Source organism: Mesobacillus jeotgali (assembly GCF_031759225.1).
Taxonomy (GTDB): Bacteria; Bacillota; Bacilli; order Bacillales; family Cytobacillaceae; genus Mesobacillus; species Mesobacillus jeotgali_B.
Map to the genome: position 1 here is coordinate 2995973 of NZ_CP134494.1, position 23739 is coordinate 3019711.

27 protein-coding genes are annotated in these 23739 nt (G+C 42.7%); 1 reads left to right on the forward strand and 26 read right to left on the reverse strand.

Translation table 11 applies throughout. The features are described from left to right. Window positions 1–78: 78 nt before the first annotated feature. The 19 genes from aroH to RH061_RS15165 all read right to left on the reverse strand — a co-directional run bounded on the left by aroH (window position 79) and on the right by RH061_RS15165 (window position 16669). Window positions 79–435, reverse strand: coding sequence for a chorismate mutase (gene aroH, locus RH061_RS15075; protein WP_311076420.1), 357 nt, complete (start codon window positions 433–435; stop codon window positions 79–81). Then, a complete protein-coding gene (gene aroB, locus RH061_RS15080; RefSeq protein ID WP_311071350.1) occupies window positions 428–1522 on the reverse strand; it encodes a 3-dehydroquinate synthase in 1095 nt (364 codons plus the stop codon). The genes aroH and aroB overlap by 8 nt, the downstream gene beginning before the upstream one ends. A gap of 2 nt (window positions 1523–1524) precedes the next feature. Further along, the gene (aroC, locus tag RH061_RS15085) at window positions 1525–2697 is read right to left on the reverse strand and encodes a chorismate synthase (protein WP_311071351.1); all 1173 of its coding nucleotides are present in this window, start codon (window positions 2695–2697) and stop codon (window positions 1525–1527) included. Window positions 2698–2944: 247 nt separating this feature from the next. Continuing rightward, window positions 2945–3718 carry a CheR family methyltransferase gene (locus RH061_RS15090; protein ID WP_311076421.1) on the reverse strand — a complete coding sequence of 258 codons (774 nt, stop codon included), beginning with the start codon at window positions 3716–3718 and terminating at the stop codon, window positions 2945–2947. Between the two features lie 166 nt (window positions 3719–3884). After that, window positions 3885–4331: a nucleoside-diphosphate kinase gene (gene ndk / locus RH061_RS15095; protein WP_102263408.1), complete on the reverse strand. Its 447-nt coding sequence runs from the start codon at window positions 4329–4331 to the stop codon at window positions 3885–3887. A gap of 90 nt (window positions 4332–4421) precedes the next feature. After that, a complete protein-coding gene (hepT, locus tag RH061_RS15100; RefSeq protein ID WP_311071354.1) occupies window positions 4422–5384 on the reverse strand; it encodes a heptaprenyl diphosphate synthase component II in 963 nt (320 codons plus the stop codon). A gap of 335 nt (window positions 5385–5719) precedes the next feature. Beyond that, a complete protein-coding gene (locus RH061_RS15105; protein ID WP_311071356.1) occupies window positions 5720–6421 on the reverse strand; it encodes a demethylmenaquinone methyltransferase in 702 nt (233 codons plus the stop codon). 4 nt (window positions 6422–6425) lie between these two features. Beyond that, window positions 6426–7262 carry a heptaprenyl diphosphate synthase component 1 gene (locus RH061_RS15110; protein ID WP_311071358.1) on the reverse strand — a complete coding sequence of 279 codons (837 nt, stop codon included), beginning with the start codon at window positions 7260–7262 and terminating at the stop codon, window positions 6426–6428. 268 nt (window positions 7263–7530) lie between these two features. Next, the gene (gene mtrB / locus RH061_RS15115; protein WP_226085243.1) at window positions 7531–7764 is read right to left on the reverse strand and encodes a trp RNA-binding attenuation protein MtrB; all 234 of its coding nucleotides are present in this window, start codon (window positions 7762–7764) and stop codon (window positions 7531–7533) included. Window positions 7765–7896: 132 nt separating this feature from the next. Next, entirely contained in the window at window positions 7897–8463 is a 567-nt protein-coding gene (folE, locus tag RH061_RS15120; protein WP_311071360.1) for a GTP cyclohydrolase I FolE, read from the reverse strand. Window positions 8464–8655: 192 nt separating this feature from the next. After that, window positions 8656–8928, reverse strand: coding sequence for an HU family DNA-binding protein (locus RH061_RS15125; protein WP_023627533.1), 273 nt, complete (start codon window positions 8926–8928; stop codon window positions 8656–8658). A 502-nt stretch (window positions 8929–9430) separates the two neighbouring features. After that, on the reverse strand, window positions 9431–10909 hold the full coding sequence (gene spoIVA / locus RH061_RS15130) for a stage IV sporulation protein A (protein ID WP_311071362.1): 1479 nt from the start codon (window positions 10907–10909) through the stop codon (window positions 9431–9433). 288 nt (window positions 10910–11197) lie between these two features. After that, window positions 11198–11911 carry a hypothetical protein gene (locus RH061_RS15135; RefSeq protein WP_311071363.1) on the reverse strand — a complete coding sequence of 238 codons (714 nt, stop codon included), beginning with the start codon at window positions 11909–11911 and terminating at the stop codon, window positions 11198–11200. A gap of 28 nt (window positions 11912–11939) precedes the next feature. Further along, complete coding sequence (locus RH061_RS15140) at window positions 11940–12140, reverse strand: DUF2768 domain-containing protein (RefSeq protein ID WP_167831376.1); 201 nt, start codon at window positions 12138–12140, stop codon at window positions 11940–11942. A gap of 252 nt (window positions 12141–12392) precedes the next feature. After that, complete coding sequence (locus RH061_RS15145) at window positions 12393–13439, reverse strand: NAD(P)H-dependent glycerol-3-phosphate dehydrogenase (protein WP_311071365.1); 1047 nt, start codon at window positions 13437–13439, stop codon at window positions 12393–12395. 19 nt (window positions 13440–13458) lie between these two features. Next, window positions 13459–14769: a ribosome biogenesis GTPase Der gene (der, locus tag RH061_RS15150; RefSeq protein ID WP_167831378.1), complete on the reverse strand. Its 1311-nt coding sequence runs from the start codon at window positions 14767–14769 to the stop codon at window positions 13459–13461. 216 nt (window positions 14770–14985) lie between these two features. Further along, complete coding sequence (locus tag RH061_RS15155) at window positions 14986–15171, reverse strand: capping complex subunit for YIEGIA (RefSeq protein ID WP_214906745.1); 186 nt, start codon at window positions 15169–15171, stop codon at window positions 14986–14988. After that, window positions 15168–16061, reverse strand: a complete 894-nt coding sequence (locus RH061_RS15160) for a YIEGIA family protein (RefSeq protein WP_311071369.1) — start codon at window positions 16059–16061, stop codon at window positions 15168–15170. Before RH061_RS15160 ends, RH061_RS15155 begins: the two co-directional genes overlap by 4 nt. Then, entirely contained in the window at window positions 16058–16669 is a 612-nt protein-coding gene (locus RH061_RS15165) for a YphA family membrane protein (protein ID WP_311071370.1), read from the reverse strand. Before RH061_RS15165 ends, RH061_RS15160 begins: the two co-directional genes overlap by 4 nt. 206 nt (window positions 16670–16875) lie before the next feature. Here RH061_RS15165 and RH061_RS15170 point away from each other — a divergent pair, with 206 nt between their 5' ends. Beyond that, a complete protein-coding gene (locus RH061_RS15170; protein WP_311071372.1) occupies window positions 16876–17019 on the forward strand; it encodes a YpzI family protein in 144 nt (47 codons plus the stop codon). 129 nt (window positions 17020–17148) lie between these two features. On the opposite strand, the gene fni is transcribed toward RH061_RS15170, so the two are convergent. The 7 genes from fni to ypeB form a co-directional block, all read right to left on the reverse strand. Then, window positions 17149–18207, reverse strand: coding sequence for a type 2 isopentenyl-diphosphate Delta-isomerase (gene fni / locus RH061_RS15175; protein WP_311071373.1), 1059 nt, complete (start codon window positions 18205–18207; stop codon window positions 17149–17151). Window positions 18208–18219: 12 nt separating this feature from the next. Beyond that, a complete protein-coding gene (rpsA, locus tag RH061_RS15180; RefSeq protein WP_311071374.1) occupies window positions 18220–19359 on the reverse strand; it encodes a 30S ribosomal protein S1 in 1140 nt (379 codons plus the stop codon). 154 nt (window positions 19360–19513) lie between these two features. After that, complete coding sequence (locus RH061_RS15185; RefSeq protein ID WP_311071376.1) at window positions 19514–20095, reverse strand: lysophospholipid acyltransferase family protein; 582 nt, start codon at window positions 20093–20095, stop codon at window positions 19514–19516. 2 nt (window positions 20096–20097) lie between these two features. Continuing rightward, window positions 20098–20772 carry a (d)CMP kinase gene (gene cmk, locus RH061_RS15190; RefSeq protein WP_311071378.1) on the reverse strand — a complete coding sequence of 225 codons (675 nt, stop codon included), beginning with the start codon at window positions 20770–20772 and terminating at the stop codon, window positions 20098–20100. Between the two features lie 217 nt (window positions 20773–20989). Beyond that, window positions 20990–21172 (reverse strand): YpfB family protein, encoded by a 183-nt coding sequence (locus tag RH061_RS15195; RefSeq protein WP_311071380.1) that lies wholly within the window; start codon window positions 21170–21172, stop codon window positions 20990–20992. A gap of 65 nt (window positions 21173–21237) precedes the next feature. Further along, window positions 21238–21897, reverse strand: a complete 660-nt coding sequence (locus tag RH061_RS15200) for a flagellar brake protein (protein ID WP_311071382.1) — start codon at window positions 21895–21897, stop codon at window positions 21238–21240. Window positions 21898–22385: 488 nt separating this feature from the next. Next, window positions 22386–23735: a germination protein YpeB gene (gene ypeB / locus RH061_RS15205; RefSeq protein ID WP_311071384.1), complete on the reverse strand. Its 1350-nt coding sequence runs from the start codon at window positions 23733–23735 to the stop codon at window positions 22386–22388. Window positions 23736–23739: the final 4 nt, after the last annotated feature.

Here is a 23739-nt window from a genome sequence, read left to right on the forward strand (position 1 = left end):
ATTCATTATCTAATTAAAGTTATAAAGAACATGTATTTATCATACACTTTTTGGCGCAACAGAAAAAGTATAAAAGTTTTATAAATCCGGTCTAAGTCCAGCAGCTTCTTCAAGGTATATATGCTGGATTTCTTTCTGTGTTTTTTCAGTGTTGAAATGGACCATGATTCTGATACACTTCTGCAGCGAGCCGGGAACAGATAATTCCTGCATGCACATGACCGGAACATATGTCCAGCCATCTAAATTTCGTAATGCCCTTGCCGGAAAGGCTGCATCAATATCATCAGTAGCAGAAATGAAAATCGAAGCAACATCATTCGGCGCTATATCATTGGAGGATATTGCTTCTTTTAAAAGTCTTTCAGCAGCAGAAATGATTTCTTGCTCATCATTGTCTTTTACTGTAATAGCTCCTCTTACACCCCTAATCATCATACTCCTCCTCTTCAGCAAACTTCTTCAGGTTCATCAACAATACTGTTTCCTCTACTTCCTTAAGCACAGGAAGTCCGATCTTCTCGAGTAAAACGAAACGAATTGCACCATTAACAGTTTTCTTATCCTGTTTCATTCTCTCCAGCAGCCGCTCATTTGAAATACCGGCTGGGATGGAGGTTTCATATCCTAGACTCTTGAGCCAGAGCTTGAATGCTTTTATATTAAAATCGAGTCCAAGCAATTGTATGCTTAACTTAAGCGAAAATAGCATTCCGATTGCAACAGCTTCCCCGTGTGTCACCTCGCCAAAACCAGCCTCTGCTTCAATCGCGTGACCAAGCGTGTGACCGAAGTTCAAAAACGCGCGTACTCCGTTTTCCTTCTCGTCCTCTGCAATGACCCCACCTTTGATTTGAACGCCCCTTGTCAAAAACTCAAGCATCTGTGGATCAGTCATTCCACTCAATGACTGGATCCCTTCCATAAGCCAGAAATAGAAGTTTTCATCGCTTATTAATGAGTGTTTTATGACTTCGGCAAAGCCGGATCGCAATTCTTTTTCAGGAAGTGTCTTAAGATAGCCAAGATCATAAACGACAGCTTCGGGCTGATGGAATGCTCCTACCATATTCTTGCCTAATGGATGGTTGATCGCCACCTTGCCTCCCACCGCACTATCATGGGCAAGTATAGTAGTGGGGACTTGTATGAAGCGGATTCCCCTCATATAAGTCGCGGCGACAAAACCTGCTAAATCTCCCACTGCCCCGCCGCCAAAGGAGAGGATCAGTGACTTTCGGTCAAGTTTATTTTCAAGTGCTGAAGTAAGACAATCTTGATAAACATCGAAGGTTTTCGCTTTTTCTCCTGACGGTACGACCTTTTCGAAAACCCTCTCCAGACCAGTTTGTTCTCGAAACGTATGCAAATGGTGTTTGGCGACCGTTTCATCAGTAATGACCATGATCGTTGTATACTGGTCTTCAGCACCATGAATAATGCTCCTCAATTGTTGAATAGCACCCTTCCCAATATAGACAGGATAGGTTTTTGAACTTGTATGGATCTTCACTTGCTGCATCTTTAAAACTCCCTCGCAGTCCTTCTTTGCTCTTCGATTGATGCTTTCAGTGTGTCAAATCGATCAGCATAGAATTGATCGACGATTGCTGAGGCTAGCTCCCAGGCAACCACACTTTCCGCAACCACAGCAGCCGCAGGTACAGCACAGGCGTCAGATCGTTCAATACTCGCTGCAAAAGGTTCTTTTGAGTCAATATCAACACTCATCAACGGTTTGTATAGAGTCGGGATTGGTTTCATTACCCCGCGGACAACGATTGGCATACCCGTTGTCATCCCTCCTTCTAGACCTCCAAGCCGGTTCGTTTTCCGGTAGTAACCCTGTCCCTCTTCCCAGGCTATTTCATCATGCACCTGGCTGCCAGGCTTTCTGGCCGCTTCAAAGCCAATTCCGATCTCAACGCCTTTGAAAGCATTGATGCTCATTATGGCCGCAGAAAGCTTGCCATCAAGCTTACGGTCATAATGAACATAGCTGCCAACTCCTGCTGGCATGCCCTCGGCAATCACCTCGACGACACCGCCAATAGAGTCTCCATTTTGCTTGGCATCATCAATCGCTGCCATCATTTTTGTTCCTGCATCTGGATCGAAGCATCTGACCGGGGAAGCTTCCGTTACTTCTTTAAGCTGTTCCAGTGAAACGAAATCCTGCTTCTCAGCTACAACCCCGCCTATTTCGACAACATGGGCCACCAATTCAATTCCCAGCAATGACAGCAATTTTTTTGCCGCGGCGCCTGCTGCCACCCTGACAGTCGTTTCCCTTGCAGACGAACGTTCAAGGACATTCCTCATATCGCGATGTCCATATTTAATCGCGCCATTTAAGTCTGCATGACCTGGTCGCGGACGGGAAATCTTCCTCTTCACTTCGTCAGAGGATTGGTCATCCAGCGGCTCTTGTCCCATGATCCCGGTCCAATGCTTCCAATCGTTATTTTCTACAACCAGCGCGATCGGCGAGCCTAATGTATACCCATGCCGAATCCCTGATGTGATCTGCACCTGATCCTTTTCAATCTGCATCCTTCTTCCGCGGCCATAGCCTTTCTGCCTGCGCGCAAGCTCTTTATTTATATCTTCTGCTATAAGCGGCACGCCTGCTGGCATCCCCTCTATGATGGTTGTTAGCTGCGGTCCATGTGATTCTCCAGCCGTTAAATATCTCATACGCTTTCTCCCTTCAACTCGCTAAAGGATTTGTTTTACTATATCATACCGTTACTGATAAATAAATTAAAAATTTCGAAATATGTATTATTCTTTTTTAAGAATGAAGCCATTTTATCATGAAGCCTGTCGACTCGCAAAAAACAATCCCCGAATCAGCAGTTTCCCGGAAATCCAGGGCATTTTCCGTGAACTCCCTTTATTAAGGCAAAAACAAGAAGGAGCACGGAATACCCGGCTCCTCCTATTATTTCTTTCTGTAAAAGAAAGTATCTGCAGTTTCAAAGTTATATGTGCCAGGGTTGAAGATTTGTTCAGTGCTTCCTACAAATAAAATCCCACCCGGCCTTAATGCTGCGCTGAATTTTTGATATATGCTTTCCTTGGCTTCCTCTGTAAAATAAATGAGGACGTTGCGGCAAACAATTAAGTCAAATGGTCCGCCGAAATGGTCGGCGAGCAAATTTTGTTTTTTAAAGGTAACAGTCTTCTTAATTTCATCTCCTACAGTGTAGTAAGAACCATCCTGCTGAAAAAACTTTTTCACCATTTCCTTAGGAGCTTCATTCAATGACCTTTCTGAATAAACTCCGCGCTTGGCTTTTGCCAAAACATTTTCATCAATGTCTGTAGCCAGTATTTGAATCTTCGATAATGGGATATGTTTCGAAAGCACCATCGATAATGTATAAGGCTCTTCCCCTGTAGAGCAGGCTGCACTCCAGGTTTTCAGTGTCGAATTTTTGCTTAACAACTCCGGAAGGATTGATTGATCGAGGACTTCCCATCTTTTTGCATTTCTATAAAACTCGGATACATTGATTGTCATGCGATCCAAAAATTCGTTCATAAGCTGCTTGTCTTTGTCCAGAGCCTGGAAAAATTCCTTGAAAGATGAGTAGCCTTTCTTTTGGTAGAGTGAAGTCAACCTTCTCTTCATTTGTGCTTCTTTGTATAGAGCAAGGTTTATACCAGTCTTCTGATAGATTTTCGAGATAAATTGTTCATAGTCTTGCGGCATCATTTTGCTCCTTCTCGGTACTAGAAAAGTTGGACAATTTCATTATATCGAAAAATAGCATACAGAAGTGAGATATTTTTCATGACATTTGACTGAAAAGAAAAAGGACACTTGCTATTCACAAGTGTCCGGAGTCTATTTAAAATATTATGCGCTTACGCTTTTCTTAGTAAACCCACTCGTTGATTAGTTTGCTGTATTCAGCCAGTTCTTCTTGCTTGAAGAATAGTCCGATTTCACGCTCTGCGCTTTCTGGTGAGTCTGAACCGTGAATGACGTTCTTGCCTACAGTTACGCCGAAGTCTCCGCGGATTGTTCCAGGAGCTGCATCCTTAGGGTTTGTTGCACCCATCATCTGGCGTGCAGTAGAAATCACGTTCTCTCCCTGCCATACCATAGCGAATACTGGGCCAGAAGTGATGAAATCTACCAATTCACCGAAGAATGGACGCTCTTTATGTTCGCCGTAGTGCTCTTCAGCAAGCTCTCTAGGGATGTTCATAAGTTTTGCTCCAACTAGCTGGAAGCCTTTCTTTTCAAAACGAGCTACAACTTCACCGATCAGGTTACGCTGTACTCCGTCAGGTTTCACCATCAAATAAGTCTTTTCCATGAGTTCCACTCCTAATTCATATATGTATGTGAACCGCTTACAAAGCAATCCTTAGAAATAGTATCATTTTTTTGAAAAATTCGCAACTTGCTAATACTTACGTTTTCCAATGAATTTAGCGATATCGCGCAATGACTTCTTTGCTCTATTAGATGGCAGCTCTTCAAGGATTTCAAGTGCTTTATCAAGGTAACGGTCACTGATCGCCAGTGATTTTTCAATTGCACCGGACTCCTGGACAAGTTTAAGTATCTCATTAAGCTCTTCTCTTGACATGCCTTCATGGACAGTCCGGATTCGGTTCTTGATTGACTCATCCTGCATGGCATACAAAACCGGAAGAGTCACGTTCCCCTGGAGAAGATCCCCGCCAGCCGGCTTCCCAAGTTCCTTTTCTGTACCCGTGAAATCAAGCACATCATCTGTAATTTGGAAGGACATACCGACATAATAGCCAAACTTATATAATTTACGATGGTCCTCCTCAGGTACGCCTGATACCACGGCACCCAGCTGACAGCTTGCGGCAATTAGAAGGGCTGTCTTCCGTTTGATCCGCAGCAAATAATTACGCAGATTTTGGTCAAAGTTGTATTTATCTTTTATCTGCTCAATTTCGCCAATACTTAGTTCGACGATTGTATCTGAGAGTATCTGGTGTGCAGTCGGATTATTTATATCCGTCATCAATTCCAACGCTCTGGCAAAAATATAATCTCCAGTATACATCGCAATCTTATTGTCCCATTTTGCTTTGATTGTCGCCTGTCCCCGACGCAATTCAGCATCGTCGATGACATCATCATGTACCAGGGAGGCCATATGGATTAGTTCCAGGGAAACTGCGACATCCTTAATTAGATCGATGTCATAATCACCGAATTTTCCTCCAAGCAATACAAAAACAGGCCTGATCCGTTTCCCGCCAGCTTTCAGCAAGTGCAGGCTTGCCTGTCTTAGCAGCTGGGAATCCGCCTGGATTGCTTCTTCCAGTTCTCTTTCTATCAATGTCAAATCAGAATTCAAATATGTATATAATAACTTCATCTTCATATTAATCCACCCAGCTTTTACATCCTCGATATCCATTGGTGCACGTTCAGCATTTTCCTCGCGGCAGCCTCAATGCAATGAGGAGATTTCTTTTATGATGGCTCTTATAGTATACTTTGTTGTTTTCATGATTTCCTTGCAAGAGATAACCCTAAACTAAAACAGGCTGACCTTCCTTGCCGAGCGAAAAAGAAAAGGACAGCCATGGTCTATTTTATCTGTAAGCAGAATGTTTTTGCCTGGAAATCGAACCAGTTTCAGCGCTCGGGCTCCGATTGGTTCCCCTGGGAAACCAATCAAGGCGCAGTCTGCTGAGCAGTGCGTGTGCACTCTTTTTATTTCCGGCCGATATGCACGGCTGCTACCCCGCCGCTGTATGGCTTATATTCGACATTGACGAACCCTGCGTCGGAGAACATCTTGGCAAGTTCCTTCATCCCAGGGAAGTCTTTTGCGGATTCCTGCAGCCAGGAATACTCATCATAGCTCTTCGCGAACAGTTTGCCGAACATCGGCATGACAAACCTGAAATATAAGCGGTATGCTTGCTTAAATCCTGGCATTGTAGGCTGGGACGTTTCGAGGCATACTGCCATCCCGCCAGGTTTAAGCACTCTGTGCATTTCACGCAGAACCTGATTGTAATCAGGCACATTCCTCAAACCAAAACCAATCGTTACATAATCGAAGCTGTTATCCTCAAATGGGAGCTCCATTGCGTTCCCATGGATTAGAGTTGCCTGGTCCAGGCTACGGGCCTGCAATTTTTCCTCGCCAATTTTCAACATGTTTTTGCTGAAATCGAGCCCGACCACTTCACCATCTTTTCCGGCAGCTTCCGCAAGCGCGATCGTCCAATCAGCGGTACCGCAGCATACATCCAATGCTTTAGCTCCCTTTTGGACGTTCATCTTTTTCATTGTGTCATTGCGCCATTTAATATGCTGCTGAAAACTGATGACAGAATTCATTTGATCGTAATTCTCATAGATTTTTTCAAAGACTCCATGAACACGTTGTTCTTTTGATTGCTGCATTTCATTACCCTTCTTCCGCGAATTTTTTAGACATGGTCTGATGCTGCCCTGCAATCAGGTCTAACCGTTCCATCAGCAAACTGTTCATCCCTGGCAGCTTTTTAAACGCTGCATCGATCTTTGTCATTGAAAATTCAATATATCTTGTGCAAATTGATAAAAGGTATTTTTGCTGTTCCGAAGAAAGCTCTGTTGAATTCTGGTCCATTTTTGGCAGAGCGATCTTTTTCAGTGCATTGAAAACGAGTGAGCTGCCAGATTTCATGAAACTTGTTTCTTCAGATAGCATCCTCTTGACAAAAAGCCAATTAGAAGCGAATTCAAACCATTCGGCCGCATTAAAATGATCGGCGACCTTGCCTAAAAGAGTCGACTCAATCAATTTTACACTATCCATTAATTTATCGATCGCTTCGGCTTCCTTTTGATACAACAGGATTTTCTGCTCATTGACTTCTTTTACACCAGAAGCCAAAAGCTTGATCATTTCTATATCATCCACATCAGCCAGCAACTTGTAATACAGGCCGCTGAAATAAATCCCGGCGAGTACCGTCAGCTGACGGCGCTTATGGCTTTCATCCTCTTCACCTGATTGTGAGTTATGGACCTGCTCATGGGTATCAAGGGCGATTTGCAGGAGCATTGTGGTCACTGTATAGTTCTTTGCTCTTTCCTGATTTACTTCCTGCTGTTCCATCAATGAAGTAAGCAACAAGAGCCGGTCATCATCTATAAAAGGAGATTCTACATGCTCCAGCAAATAAGGATGTGAAAGTTTTTCGAGAAGAACCTCTCTGGTGCCGTCTAATTTGTTTTGTAAATCTAGCAAATAAATCACCCTTGTTCCCCTTATTTATGTTGGATTGCCGGCGACGAACATAAAATTGTTTAATCATGATAGCCTGCGATATACAGATAGCTGGCTTATATTGAAACAGACATAAAAAAAGCGCCTAAATAACTATTTTTGCAATTGTACCGAACATTCCAAGGCAGTGACAATTATATCACAAATAGTAAAAACATGAACGTGATATTATAAATTAAGTACTTTTTACGAAGAACTGAGCTTGATTTTGTAACAAAATAGTTGGTTTTGGACCAATTTACTTCTTCTCACTTACTATTTCACCGAAAGGCGTGACTATTTTTGCGTGTCCTCTGATTTTAATAGCGGAAGTGTGTTCTGTAAATTGCGCAATCATCACTTCACCCTGGTCTAGCTTTTCAGAATGATGGAATCGCGTATCTGTCCCTCTAGTAAGACCGATTACATTCACACCATCCTCGATGGCCTTGATTACTACATAATCCGTATTAACGCTTTGTTTCTTATCCATTATTATCCCCCTTACAGGAAAGAATATGTCGTGTTCGGTATGTACTCGTTTTGCTCGTTTTTTATAATATAGCAAAAGGCTAAAAGAATTACTTTCAGCCTTTGACGCTTTTGCATGCTACTTTAGTATTCATTACCCTTTGATCAATGAGAGAATTTCAGCTCTAGCGTTTACATCCTCGGCGAGGGTTCCTCTTACCGCAGATGTAACAGTCTTTGAACCTGGCTTTTTGACGCCTCTCATTGTCATGCACATATGCTCAGCTTCTACCACTACCATGACACCATGGGGATCCAGCTTCTCCATGATGGAATTCGCAATGGTGGATGTGATTCTTTCTTGCAATTGAGGCCTTTTAGCCACAGCTTCCACCGCTCTTGCAAGCTTGCTGAGGCCTGTCACCTTACCGCCTCGCGGAATGTATGCGACATGCGCCTTGCCAAAGAAAGGTACTAGATGATGTTCACACATTGAATAGAAAGGGATATCCTTGACCAAAACCAGTTCCTCGTGGTCTTCGCCAAAAATGGTTTCAAAATATTCTTTAGGATCTTGATTCAACCCTGAGAAAACTTCTTCATACATCTTCGCGACCCGCTTGGGAGTATCCAGCAACCCTTCCCTGTTAGGGTCTTCACCGACTGCTTCTAATATTAAACGTACCGCTTCTTCGATCTGGGCACGATTGACGTTTGTCATCTGCGTTTCCTCCTATGATCCATCAATCTCATCATAATCTTGCATAGTTAACCAACTATTAGATTATAATATTTTCATCTTAGCATAACCAATTCTCGGCAGGCAAAACTTAATATTCAACTCCAAAGGAAAAAGGCCGCGAACAGGTCGCGGCCTTTTGGGTTTAGCATACGCTCAGTGCGTCGTATGTAATTATTTCACTGCATCCTTAAGTGCTTTACCTGGTTTGAAAGCAGGCACCTTGCTTGCAGAGATTTCGATTTCATCACCAGTTTGTGGGTTGCGACCTTTACGGGCTGCGCGCTCACGAACTTCGAAGTTACCAAAACCGATTAATTGTACTTTGTCCCCATCTTTTAATGCATTTAAGATTGAATCAAAAACAGCGTCAACTGCTTTTGTTGCATCTTTCTTAGAAAGCTCGCTAGCTTCTGCAACTGCATTGATAAGTTCTGTTTTGTTCATGCCATTCACCTCCTCCCAAAGAGATCCCATTGCTCAGAAATTAAGCATCTTAACTACATTTCTAAACAAAACATGTGAATTCTATACGTTGCTGGCAGATTTTATTATCTAAGTTTGCAAAAAACTAGGATAAAGAAACCTAAAATCGCTTGAAACCCTGTTATATAAGGGTTTTTAAGCAACAACGCTAATTCTGTTAAAAGATTATCATAATGTTTTCCTCTTATCAAGATAATTTCAAGAAATAATGGGAATCTTTTCTTCTTTGAAACATAATTGTAATATGTTGACCCTAATTTATTACCCGTAACTGCTGCCATCAAACATGATATAATGAATTTTAAGTCTTTTCTCCTGGGTTCTCAAGCAAGTTTCAAGGTATTATCTCATAAATTCACTGGTAGTAAGTTATATCAGTAGAACAATATTCGCTGAAAATATAGATGAGATCTAGTTCATACCTTTTGGAAGACAAACAAAAAGACTCCCAAAAGGAGTCCAATTATAATATGATTGCGATTAATCCACCGGAACCTTCGTTGATGATTCTTTCCAGCGTCTCTTTTAATTTATAACGTGCATTTTCAGGCATCAAGCTCAACTTTGCGGAAATTCCTTCCCTGACGATCGAACTCAGGCTCCTTCCAAAGATATCCGAATTCCAGATTGACAGCGGATCATCTTCGAAATCCTGCATCAGATAACGAACCAGTTCCTCACTTTGTTTCTCTGTGCCAATGATTGGCGAGAATTCAGATTCGACGTCCACTTTGATCATATGGATTGAAGGTGCTACCGCTCTCAAACGAACACCGAAACGCGCTCCCTGGCGGATAATTTCCGGTTCTTCAAGGCTCATATCCGTCAATGAAGGAGAAGCAATTCCATATCCTGTCTGTTTAACCATTTTAAGCGCATCAGAAATCTGATCAAATTCTGTTTTTGCATAAGCGAATTCCTGCATCAATTCAAGCAAATGATCCTTACCGCGTATCTCTACGCCCACGATTTCTTTCAAGATCTCGTCGTAAAGGTCATCTGGTGCATAAAGATCGATTTCGGCAATACCCTGGCCCATTTCGATTCCTGCAAGTCCAGCCCTGTCAATGTACTCAAAGTCGCTGAATTGGTGTACGACCCTGTCTACATCGCGCAGCCTCTTAATGTCCTTCACCGTCTCCTTGACAGCTTCCTGGTAGCTTTCACGGAGCCAGTGATTCTCCCGAAGGACCATCACCCAGCTTGGCAAGTTGACGTTCACTTCAAGCACAGGGAATTCATATAACGCTTCCCTCATGACACTCAATACATCAGATTCGCGCATGCTTTCTACACTCATTGCCAGTACCGGGATATCGTACTTATCCGCTAACTGGGCACGCAATGTTTCTGTGTTCGGATGATAAGGCTGTGCACTGTTCACGACCATGATGAACGGCTTGCCGACTTCCTTGAGTTCTTCAATTACTCTCTCTTCTGCTTCAATGTAATCCTGTCTTGGGATTTCCCCAATTGTCCCATCCGTCGTGATGACGACTCCAAGGGTAGAATGTTCCTGAATGACCTTCCTTGTTCCAATTTCAGCTGCTTCATGGAAAGGGATTGGCTCCTCATACCAAGGCGTGTTGATCATCCTCGGCCCATTCTCATCCTCATAGCCCTTTGCTCCCGGAACTGTATACCCCACACAATCAACGAGCCTGATATTTACATCCAGGCCTTCATCCACATGTACAGATGCCGCCTGGTTAGGCACGAATTTTGGTTCAGTCGTCATAATCGTTTTACCTGCTGCACTTTGCGGCAGCTCATCAAGCGCTCTGGCTCTATCGGCCTCATTATTGATATTAGGTAAAACCACCAGCTCCATAAATTTCTTAATAAAAGTGGATTTTCCAGTGCGGACCGCACCTACAACCCCCAGGTAAATATCGCCGCCAGTTCTCTCGGCAATATCCTTAAAAATATCTACCTTTTCCAAGTGATCCCCTCCCGATCATAGAGTTAGTGGGAATAAATTCATCCAAATTAGTAATCTGGGACAGTATATATTTATGATGTTGTCCTATATCAATATGACAATTTTTTATTTTTTTACCCCCTTAATTTTGATTTCACAAAAGAATCCTTCAATTCCCATATATGAGAACAATTGATATCTTTTTTAAGGCAAAAAAACCCTGCTTCTACAATATATTTTGCAGAAGCAGGGTTATGACAAATTTATTAGAAATGCGCTTGGGCTCAAGCCTACGGTATGAAACTCACTCTAGTCCTTGACCAGAAAGACTGGCTCACCGGTCTCCTTATCAATGGCATAAGGCAAAGAATAGGCTGGTACGAACATGGAATTATCTGCGAGGATATCACGTATATCGACACCCTCTTCAAGCTCTTGTTTTGATGATTTAATAGCCTGGTAGAGATCGCTTCGGTAATCTACATAAATTTCTCCATCAGTAGAGATGATAAAATGCAGGTTTTGATTTGTGAACGGACTTACGACCACAGGCTCCTCTTCATAGCCAATCTTTTTGAAGTCGAGCGTGTACACATTTTCCGCGATCTTTTCCTTGAATGGAGGATATCCAGTGGCATTGATCCTCATTTTTATCTCACGGATTGTCTCTGCCATCCTCAGGTCAAGCAACTTCACTTTTGGATCAGTTTCCGCGTCAACAAGGACATATTGAAACAGGCCGCCATTTTCATAAGCATTGCCAGGGGCCTCAGCGATAAATCTCGGAACGATTTTCTTAAAATCTACTGGATACTTTTGATAAATTGGTGTTTCTGCATCCTTTGTCTTGATTGGCAGCAAGCCGCCATTTGCTTCCTTGTACTGATCAACTGCAGACTGGACACTGTCTAATTGGTCCTTATATGGTACCTGATTCTGTACAAGCTTTTCTTCCGGGTACATACAGCCAGTCAATGTAAGCAAGACCATGATGACTGACAAATAAAATCGGATTTTCTTCATTGATCCCAACCCTTTAAACCTATGTATTTTATTCGCTCGTCGGGCCGCTGAAAACGACAAAGAAAATTATCAGCCCTGCGATGATCATCAATATGTAGGCAATGATTGCCGTGGCTATCTTGAAAAAGCCTTTTAACTTATAGCGGCTTAAATAAATGGCGAACAATGATAATATCATACTGCCCATACCAACAAAAGAAATATACATTTTCAATAAAGCGGGTGACACTGTAAAACCCCTCCCTTTTCCGAGAAGTATTATAACACAAGGTGCAATCATGGGTGCAAATTAACCTAAATTAATGCAAAAAAAGCTGAGGTAAAGAAGGGGCGGACAACTTTACCTCAGCCTACATGACTAAATACCCTAACACCCAGTTCAAACCACCAGTTTGCTTCGTTGCATCTTATGCGAGCATGTGAGAAATCGCATCCTCGAATGCCCATATTGGCAACATTATTCATAAAAAATTTTTTTCAGTCAGATTTTCCCGCCAAGAATGTCTGCCAGATCTTCCATCTCGTGAGTTTTCTCTCGGGACATCAGCCCATCAACAGCGTCCTTTGGGTTGACGCCGTTGAAAAGAATGCTATATAGCGCATTCGTAATTGGCATATTGACTCCATACTTTTCTGCGAGCTGAAAAGCCGCCTTCGTTGTGCGGACTCCTTCTACGACCATTCCCATATTCTCCAGTACTTCCTCAAGGTTCTGGCCTTTACCAAGCAGGTTTCCTGCCCGCCAGTTCCTGGAATGGACACTGGTACATGTAACAATCAGGTCCCCAATTCCTGTCAAACCAGAAAAAGTCAATGGACTTGCCCCCATTTTGACACCAAGGCGGGCAATTTCGGCGAGACCTCTGGTAATTAAAGCGGCCTTGGCATTATCACCGTAACCTAATCCATCTGAAATACCGGCAGCAAGTGCAATAATATTCTTAAGCGCCCCGCCAATTTCCACACCGATCAAATCTGGATTCGTGTAAACTCTAAAATTATTATTGATGAACAAGTCCTGGATTTTTTCAGCTGCTCCCATGTTCTTTGAAGATACAGTAACCGTTGTAGGGTGACGCAGGCTTACCTCCTCGGCATGACTTGGGCCGGATAAGACTACAACGCTTTCTAACAAGTCCTCAGGCATTTCCTCTTCAATCATTTCAGAAATACGCAGCAAAGAATCGGGTTCGATACCTTTGCTGACGTGGACAATGACCAAAGGTTCTGAAGTTACTTCAATCATCTTCCTGATCACTTCACGGATCGCTTTTGTAGGAACCGCTAAAATCACGGTACTTATGCCGGCCAATGACTCCTGAAGCGAAGAATGCCCAATGATGGTTGCAGGCAGAGTAATTTCAGGAAGGTATTTCTTGTTGGTATGGTGGAGATTGATTTCATCAATTTGCACTGGGTTGTGTCCCCAAAGACGAACTTCATGCCCATTGTCGGCAAGTACCATTGCCAAAGCCGTTCCCCAGCTCCCGGCCCCAAGAACAGCTACTTTCTCACTCTTCCTTTCCATTTAAACCACAACCTTTATCTTATTTTCTTTGTCTCGCAAATATCTTGATTGGTGTGCCTGTAAAATCAAAGGCATCCCTGATCCTGTTTTCAAGGAATCGCTCATAAGAAAAATGCATTAATTCCGGTTCATTGACAAAGACAACAAATGTAGGCGGCTTTACTGATACCTGTGTCGCATAATAAATCTTCAGCCTTTTCCCTTTGTCTGTAGGAGTTGGATTCATTGCAACAGCGTCCATGACGACTTCATTCAGGATATTTGTCTGGACTCTCATTGCATGGTTTTCACTCGCCATATCAATCATCGGCATCAAAGTGTGGATTCTTTTCTTTGTCTTGGCCGATAAGAAGACAATAGGAGCATAGCTCAGGAATTGGAAATGGGCACGGATTTTTTCCTCATATTCCTTCATGGTCTTTTCGTCTTTTTCAATGGCATCCCATTTGTTGACAACGATGATGACTGCACGGCCTGCTTCCTCGGCATACCCGGCAATGTGCTTATCCTGCTCGATGATGCCTTCTTCTGCATTGATGACAACAAGGACGACATCCGAGCGCTCGATTGCCCTTAAGGCTCTTAAAACACTGTATTTTTCAGTGGTTTCATACACTTTGCCTTTTTTGCGCATACCCGCGGTATCAATGATCACATATTTTTGTCCATCGTAAGTTACCTGCGAGTCAATTGCGTCTCTTGTCGTTCCCGCTATATCACTTACAATGACGCGGTCTTCCCCAAGAATCGCATTCACTAATGAAGACTTTCCGACATTCGGGCGGCCAATCAAGGAAAACTTAATCGCATCTTTATCATACTCGTCTTCCTTTTCCTTTGGAAAATGCTTAGCCGCCTCATCCAGCAAATCACCCAGACCTAATCCGTGTGAACCAGAGATTGGGAAAGGCTCTCCGAATCCAAGAGCATAAAAGTCGTAAATCATGTCTCTCATTTCCGGATTGTCAATTTTATTGACCGCAAGGACGACAGGCTTGTTTGAACGATAAAGGATTTTTGCGACTTCTTCGTCAGCAGCCGTTACTCCCTCTCTGCCGTTGACAAGGAAAATGATGACATCTGCCTCATCAATCGCAATTTCAGCCTGCTGGCGGATTTGATCTAGAAAAGGCTCGTCCCCCAAATCAATGCCACCAGTATCAATAATATTAAAATCATGTGTCAGCCATTCAGCTGAACTGTATATACGATCCCTCGTTACTCCAGGAATATCTTCAACGATCGAAATACGTTCACCAACGATTCGGTTAAAAATCGTAGACTTGCCGACATTCGGACGTCCAACGATAGCTACCACTGGTTTCGTCATGAACATCACCCTTTCAAAAATTCTATTTGTGCAGGTCAAGGACCTGGGCCATAACAATGTCAAACTCAGAATTTTATAGTTCTCATTATTAATTTAATACCATCCATACAAGAAACGGATGACACTTATAAAATAAACCCTTCTTGGTATACAGAAGGGTCTGGCTTAATCAGTTTATCAAAAGATGCCTTAATCAGGCAATGAAAACATTTCTTGTCAGTGTTTTACGATAATGTAAAGGTCCTCAGTCAGCGCATGGGCAATTCCATCCAGGATGGCTTCAAGGTTCGCTGCAACCTTCTCCATTTCTTCCTTTGAATCGCAATGAAAAACGGCTGTTCCGGATGGTATTTTTTTAGGGTTAGTTGTGATGGCGGCAAGGACGAATTTCTCTAGCATCATTGAGCCCCGCTCCCTTCATTGCTCTTTTTTTCAGAAGGCATCCTGATCGCATTCTCCAGTGTTGGCACATCCCCAATCACTGTTAATGCCCGCTCGATATCCCGTTCCTGCGGCAGCACGAAAACTCCTACTCTGCCATCGTCAAGGTCTCTTTTTGCCAGGGGAACAAGCGCCGGTGTGCCAGAATCACGATATACACCAAGTGCTGTTGACAAATCATGCAGCACAGCCTGCCTCTGCCCAAGGTTGGCTATTGTAGATCGGGCATTCATGTTCTTCGGTTTTAAAATAAATCCCATGCCATAACGAAGAACCTCTTTCTGCCTTTCAGGAAGACCAATGTTCATGATATAGATGTTGTCCACATACAGCCCTGCACCATCAAACCTTGGTTCCATATACTCGATTTCAACAATGTCCTTCAGCTTTCCGCCTGACATCAGCTTATGTGATATGAACATCGCGATGATTGCCGCAATGATTCCTGCCCAAATGTTAAAAATCAAATAGGCAAGGGTACTGACAAGGGAGGTGAAAATAACAAGGTAGTTACGGCTTTCAAAAGCAATCGCAATCCCCTCAATATACGTCTTTCCACGGGAAACCAGTTCATAGCTATCAAGTTCGGTGAGAGTATTTCTCTCCATATTCCTGACTTCCCTGAACTGTGATGCAGCAAGGGTCAGGAATGTGATCGCCGTGAACTCTTCCTCCATGATTGCAGGCCCTGCAACAGTGCCAAGTCCCGCCGCAATGAATCCAAGGGCTACATGAATGATTTTCCCATGTAAATATGTTGGATACTGACGATAATCGGTCCTCAGCATAAAAAGTCTCGATAGGGTTCCTATAGCAATTCCGAATACGATTGGTAACGTATATTCATTCATGAAGTCTTTTGTTCCTCCCCTTCAACTTGATTGATTGTACTGCCGGACATCACCGAAATCATTGATTCAATTGCTGCCCAGGCGAGGAGAAGGCCGAGAGAAATGAACAGGATGTCCATAAACGCCATGGAAGCAGCAGGATATGGAAAATTGAATTTCCACAGAATCGCAGAAAATAAGATATCTCCCTGCAAAAAACCTGAAATCAATGCCAATATACGGTCTCGCCTTTCTTTATGTAACAGGACTGCCAGATAAAAACCTGCTGCCCCAAGCATGATGTTCCGATCGAACAACACCCATACCGGATCAAATAATTCGAACAGCAAAAAACTTGTATAGGCAAGCATGATAATGAACGAAGATAAAAATAAATACAGTAATGAGCCAGTCTTTTTTTGCCTTGTTTCTAAAAAAATAAACAAGCCAATTGCCAAAGCGGATAGATGAATTTCAATATTCACGACATCAGCTGTGTATGGCGCAGCAAGAATGACAGCCAGCAAAAGAACAGACCATTTCAGCCTCAGCGGATTATTTTTATTCATGAAGAAAGTAGTCCAAACCCATCCCATCCAAGCCAGCCAATAAAAGTACAACCCTTCCATTCAACCCCTCCTATCATTTCCATTATGGTAAATCGTTATGTAATTTAATCTTTTTTGCAGAAAGTTTTTTAGCTGTACCAGGTTGAATAAAGGAGTAACTTTATTACAGCTGTAAAACAGAAAAGATAGGGAAAACTATGACAGGAAATAGCCCAAGGCTTGACTATTTCCTGTTAGGACTGTAAAAAATTCAGGAGGTGTGAAATATGGGCAAAGACAGACAGGAAAAGAAACTAAAAAACAGCGGACGAGTGGAGTCTGACCGCGACCAAGCTTTGCACTATCCAGGTGCCACAAAAATGCAAAGCCCTGAAGAAGCACGTTCGTTAAATGATGGCAAGTATAGTTAAGCGCGCGAAACCATGGATTTGTAAAAATGCAACATACTGTGGAGCTGGGTTGAAAATCGTTCAGTGAAATTCAATCAGCAGAAAAAGCCCCCTGCAGACTCTGCAGGGGGCTAAACCGGACTATTCAGTTCATTTTTTTTGCCTTCTAGCAAATGTACTCGTATCAATCCCTCTTTGCTCAAGCCAGTGATAAGTTTCTCCAGCTATGACCAAAGGAACACTTTTTAGCTCACCGATTGTATGTACACCCAGTGCTGTCATGATAATAGCAAGTTCTTTTTTTACCAGGTTGATTTCCTTGATCAACTCTTCTGTCCCATTCTCCATCAAAGTCTTAAGCAAGTACCCTGCCATTGCGGCTGCGTCAGCACCAGCGGCTAGGGCTTTTACTATATCCAGGCTGGTCTGTATTCCGCCTGAAGCTATAACAGAAAGCTCTTGTGAAGCAGACTTTGTTTCAATAATCGAGGCAGCAGTGGGGATTCCCCAATCTTCAAAAAACGTCAATAAACGGTTCCGCCGCTTATTTTCTATTTCTGCAAAATTGGTTCCGCCATATCCCCCAACATCAACATATCTTATTCCTGACGAGTAAAGTAAAGCAGCGGCCTCTGCACCTATGCCAAACCCCACTTCTTTCACAACTACTGGGATACCGACGCTTTGTTGGATTTCCACGATTCTCGCTAACGCACCTTCAAAATCCCTGTCGCCTTCAGGCATTGTCAACTCCTGCACTACATTTAGATGAATTTGCAGTGCATCCGCCTGGATCATATCGATTGCAGCTCGAGCCTGCACCACTGTTGCTTCACTGCCCAAATTGGCAAGGATAATGCCGTGGGGGTGCATTTCCCTTACAACTTCATAACTTCTCCGTTCGTCCGGATCCTTCAACGCAGCCATTTGCGAGCCTACAGCAATGGCCGATCGAGTTTCCCTTGCCGCTATAGCCAATTCACGATTGATTCGGTAAGTTCTCTCTCCGCCGCCGCCTGTCATTGCATTTATAAAAATTGGCGAACTTAAAGAAAGTTCGCCAATTTCAGTCTCCAATTTTACTGAATCAAGCTTTGATCCAGGTAAGCTTTGGTTTACAAACTTAAGATCATCAAAACCGGTTAGGCGTTTCTGGCCTGTTTGAAGGGCATATTGTATATGGTCCCATTTACGTTTTGATCTTGACACATTATATCACCATTACTGTTTTAGATTCTTTAGCTTGTCTCCGATCATATCACCCAGGCTGAAGCCCTTTGTTTCCTCAGGAAGTTCATAATCGAAAGCCTCATTGCTTTCTCTTTCTTCGAACTCCTTCATGCTGAGTGATAGTCTTTGGTCTGCCTTGTTTACGTCAAGCACCTTCACTTTTACAGTCTGCCCCTCTTGAAGGACTTCATGCGGAGTGCCAATATGCTTATGAGAAATTTGTGAAATGTGGACAAGGCCCTCAACACCAGGGAATACTTCTACAAATGCACCGTAAGAAACCAAACGCTTCACTTTTCCTTCCAGAGTGCTTCCCTTCGGAGCTTTCTCATCAATATCGGACCATGGTCCAGGCAGTGTTTCTTTGATAGATAGTGATATACGCTCATTGTCACGATCTACGCTCAACACTTTAACTTGAACCTGCTGCCCTTCCGAAACAACATCGGATGGCTTTTCTACATGCTCGTGGGAAAGCTGAGAAATATGGACAAGTCCATCCACTCCGCCGATATCCACGAACGCTCCAAAATCAGTGATTCTTTGAACTGTGCCTTCAATAACCTGTCCAGATTGGATAGCCGCAAGCAAGTCCTGCTTCTTCTTGCCTTGCTCTTCTTCCACCACTGCACGGTGAGAAAGAATCAAGCGGTTCTTCTCCTGATCAAGCTCTACGATTTTAAAGCTCAGCGTTTTTCCCTTGTAATCGGAGAAATCCTCAACAAAGTATGATTCTACAAGTGATGCCGGAACGAAACCGCGGACACCAAGATCCACTACCAGACCGCCTTTTACCACATCTTTCACTTCTGCCTCAAATACTTCTCCACTCTCAAACTTACCTTTTAATTCTTCCCAAGCTTTTTCAGCATCTACTTTTCTCTTTGAAAGAATTAAAGCTTCTTCTTCAACCTTTTGTACTTCCAAATCCAGCTCATCGCCGACCGAAACTGCATCGTCTGCCTTTTCAACATGAAGGCTTGACAGCTCACTGATCGGAATGATGCCGTCCAGCTTGCTTCCTTCGATATTTACTAAAACTTGCTTTTCTTCGACTTTCGTTACTTGGCCTTTAACACGGTCTCCGGCCTCAAAGTTCTTTACCTCGATTTGGTTCATATCTTCTGACATATGTACTCCTCCTTAATCCATGACTGCTGCAAATATATGCTTTGTGGCATAAAGCCACTTAAAAAACACATTAATTAGCCACTAAGTGAAAATTCTAAAAATATCTCTTCTTAATAACTTCTTACAAACAGACATTTTTGTCAAGCAAGAAACATTACTTATATTTGTTAATCAGTGCCTGTATTTCACTCATAATTAGGTCTGTCGTCTGTTCTGCATTTAACTTTTTTTCTTTAATAGACTCCATATCAATTGGCTTCCCATATACCACCTTCAATTTCTTGAATGCTTTGTATGGACCGATGATCGCACACGGAACAACATGAGCCTCAGATCGAAGAGCAAAGAAGCCCGCCCCTGCAAGTCCCTTGCCCATTTCACCTGTCTTGCTTCTTGTTCCCTCTGGAAACAAACCTAAAACCTTTCCATCCTTTAAAATTCCCAGGCCCTTTCTTAAAGCCTCTCTGTCGCTCATTCCCCTTTTAACCGGGAAAGCATTTAGGTGAGGAACAATTTTCCCAAGTAGCGGTACAGAGAAAAGCTCCTCCTTCGCCATGAAATGGACAGGACGAGGCGCAGTAATCCCAACTACAGGGGGATCCAGGTTATCAATATGATTGGCACATAACAGCACACCGCCATCGGCTGGCATATTTTCTTTGCCAATCACTTCAATCCGATATATTGGACTTAAAACAGAATTAACTAATGACCTTGCAAACGAATAAAACGTCAATTTCATCCGATCCTTTCAAGTGCTAAATCCATAATTTTCCCTACTACATCCTGGATTGATAAAGAAGTTGTATCGATTTCGACTGCATCATGCGCTTTTTTCAGAGGGGCTACTTCCCGCTCAGAATCAATTTTGTCACGTGCGGCAATCTCTTCTTTTAACTTTTCCAGATCAGATGGGAAACCTTTTTGAATATTCTCAGAATGACGGCGCTGTGCCCTTTCCTCCACACTCGCAAGTAAAAATACCTTTACCTCGGCGTTCGGCAAAACATGCGTACCGATATCCCTTCCGTCCATTACGACACCGCCATCAACTGCAAACTGCTGCTGGCGATTGACCATCTCTTTCCTGACAAGTTCATGTACCGCTACATATGATACTTGATTTGTCACCTCCGCACTTCTAATCTCATTGGTGACCTCGATTCCATCCAACAGAACCTTTTGGCCTGCTTCTCCAGGCATCAGTTCGATTACAGTATCGTTTAAGATTTCAATCAATTGTGATTCGTTATCCAGGCTGGCTCCTTTGTTTAAAGCCTTGTATGTAAGTGCTCTGTACATCGCACCTGTATCGATGTATATATATGTCAGTTTTTCGGCTACAATTTTGGCAACCGTACTTTTTCCTGCAGCTGCAGGTCCGTCTATGGCAATTGAAATTCGTCTACTCATATTTCCTCCTGGTACCCTTCTAGTTGTTACTTGATATACTCTTATATTTTAACACAAAAATCTTTTAATCCTCGCTAATCAACACTTTTTTTAAGGCACTTTTCTAAACTTTGCCTCTACCCAGCTTACAAAAGGATTTTCCTTTTCATAACTCTCAGAGCTATGCCAATAGATTTTATTATCCTAAATATAAAAAGTAAGCAGGCTTCCTGCCTGCTTACTCTTTGCTTCTGATTGACTTCAAGACTTCAGAATGGTTATTATCCGTTACACCCTCGTATTGAGTAATTTGCTTAAGCTCGGGAAAAGCATTGATTTCATGAAAAAATACTTGAGCGAACACTAAAAAAACAAATTGGATAATGGCAATCTTGATTAAGATTCTTTCAAATGTTTTCATGTCTAATGCTCCTGTAAAATAAACTTTTATTCTATTATTGGAGCATTACCGGGTATTTATTCCTTTTAAACAGGAAGTCCCTTTTTCTTCATTTCAAGCTGTCTTTCGAAGCAGAATCTGAGAAGCATCTGCCTGTCGATCCCTGAAGAATCGAAGAATTGTACAGAGGCCTTATTCATATGGCCTGGTCCATCGATGATCCGCACCACTTTGCCACGGAACTTCCTGTATTCAAATCCTCCATTTTGCATCGGGAGGGCAAACCAGCATTCAATCTCCATCCCCTGCTTCAAACTGCTTTTTTTATCAATCAGCAATGCAGTTCCTCCAGCACTGATATCGTCAGTAACAGTGGTGAATGGAGTAAATTCACCTTTGCTAGAATAAACAGCCACATCCACGGAGGTTTCCACCCGGACAAATTGCCTGCGCTGGACCTTAATGAGGCGATCATTGCCTGGATACGAGAGAATAACCATTGGGATATTAAGCTTGATCCTGCCTTTGACTTCGGTATCAAAATAATAATGAGAACCTGAATCTGTAACAAAATTAGCCTTCAACGGTGTACTCTCAAGCAAGAACACCGTTCGGTTGGTATTCATATTTACCGGATAGTCAATGTACAAATCATCGCCTTTTCGCTCAACAAGTTTACACTTATATTGTTCAAAGCTGTCGGAATACTTATGCTCAAGGATGATGTTATCACCGATTTTTATCATAGCTTATCCACTTCCCCACTTCTGTCTATGCTGTTTTTTGATTTTGATTGTATGTAAGCCATTCTCTGTTTTTATCTACTATTTATTATGACATGCAGGACTAATCTGGTGCAATAGTCCTTTAATGGATTATTTTTACAATTTACTTACATTGGAAAGGCTCTGTTAAACTCGGCTGTTGATTTTCGTTCCAGGCGCTTCGCTTTCCGCGGGGAAGAATAATGAAAAATCCCAAAGGCCGGATTTTTCATAAACCAATTCTTCCTTGCAGTCGGGAAGCCTCCTCGGCGCTTATGCGCCTGCGGGGTCTCCCCATGACTTGCTCATCCCGCAGGACATTGATTGGCTTCTCGAATCAGCCCACGCACGAAGGAAATGCGGTAGCATTTTCGAGGAGTCTACGCCCCTTCCACTTAATCAACAGGGCTTTTAATCAACATTGGGCTTTAACAGAGCCAAATAAAAAAAGGAAAGCGCTTGGCTTTCCCTTAGACCACATCCTCATATACTGGTTCAGCGTTATGGAGCTTTTCGACTTTTTCTTCCGTTCCGTCTTCTGCATTGATATAAATCCTGAATGTGTCATTGCCAAGAACTCCTGTGAATTCGTAGCATAACACCTCTTCATTAATATCGTTCATGATAATGGCCTTTTTCTCATCCATCACTTTAAGATTTGGATTGACTTTCTTTTTTGCTTCGCCTATCTCAATTCCTGCCTGCGGAATTTCCCTTGCTTTATGGGATTTCAAATAATTCTCAGCAGAGAAGCCGATGACATCTCCATTGTCCAGCGCAACTTTCATATTGATTGCGTCAGGATAAATCCTGACATCGTCTTGTGTAGCGACAAATGTAAAAACACCGATGTTGTCATACTGAGCACTCTCGAAAAGATCCAGGTTTTCAAAGTTATGTTCCTTTAAAAAGGCGATTGCTTTATTAGAAGCGTCATTGAGACTGAGTTTTTGATTCTTCACATCCCTATCAAGCAAAAACCAGATTGGATAGCCCCCTTTTTTGGTTATATCCATATTTGCCTCAAGCTTGGTTTCGGGATTTTGGATAGAAACACTATAGAATCCATAATCCGAGCCTTTGCCATTTTCGGTTACCTTCACCTTCCCGCCCTTACTGAGCGGAGTATACTTCCTGGTGATCTGGATCGCTTTTTCCTTAGATATTTTTTTGCCAGGCAGCTTTTGAAAATTTTCATCCTCTTTCTGAAGATTGATCTGTGCTGGTCCGAAATCAGTTTCCGAATAGCTTTCAACTGTCTTCTCGACAGTCTTGAAACCGTCAATGATGGTGTTGTCGTTTTGACCCTTTTCTGTCGCCAAAGCAAGCTCTACATCCATCCATCGGAGATTATTTTCCAGTACCATATGCTGGACTTTTCTTAAATCCTGTTGAATTTCACCTGATTGCTCATACAAAGTTTTCAGCGTCGAATATTCTTTTTCTGTTAATGGTTCTTTATCAAGATCCCGTATCGCTGCTTTATAACTGAAATTCCCGACATTCGCCAAGAACTCTTCTGTTTTATTGAAGGGTAATAGTGTCAATGGGAGCTGGCCGACATCACTATGGGCCTGTGAAGTGATTTTCCAGACTTCCGCCAGCTGAGGTGATAATGAGCTCCTTGAATTCATCGCAAGCGTGGTTCCAATTTTATCGTTCAGCAAGTCCATTTGATATGTCAAATCATGAAAAGCCCGTTGATAATTGTTTTCAGCATTGATCAATACGGCTGTTTTTTCCCTGTGCTCCTGATAACCCCAATAGGCAGTTCCGGCAATACCTATGACGAGGACTGCAATGGCTATTCCTCTTAGCAATTCA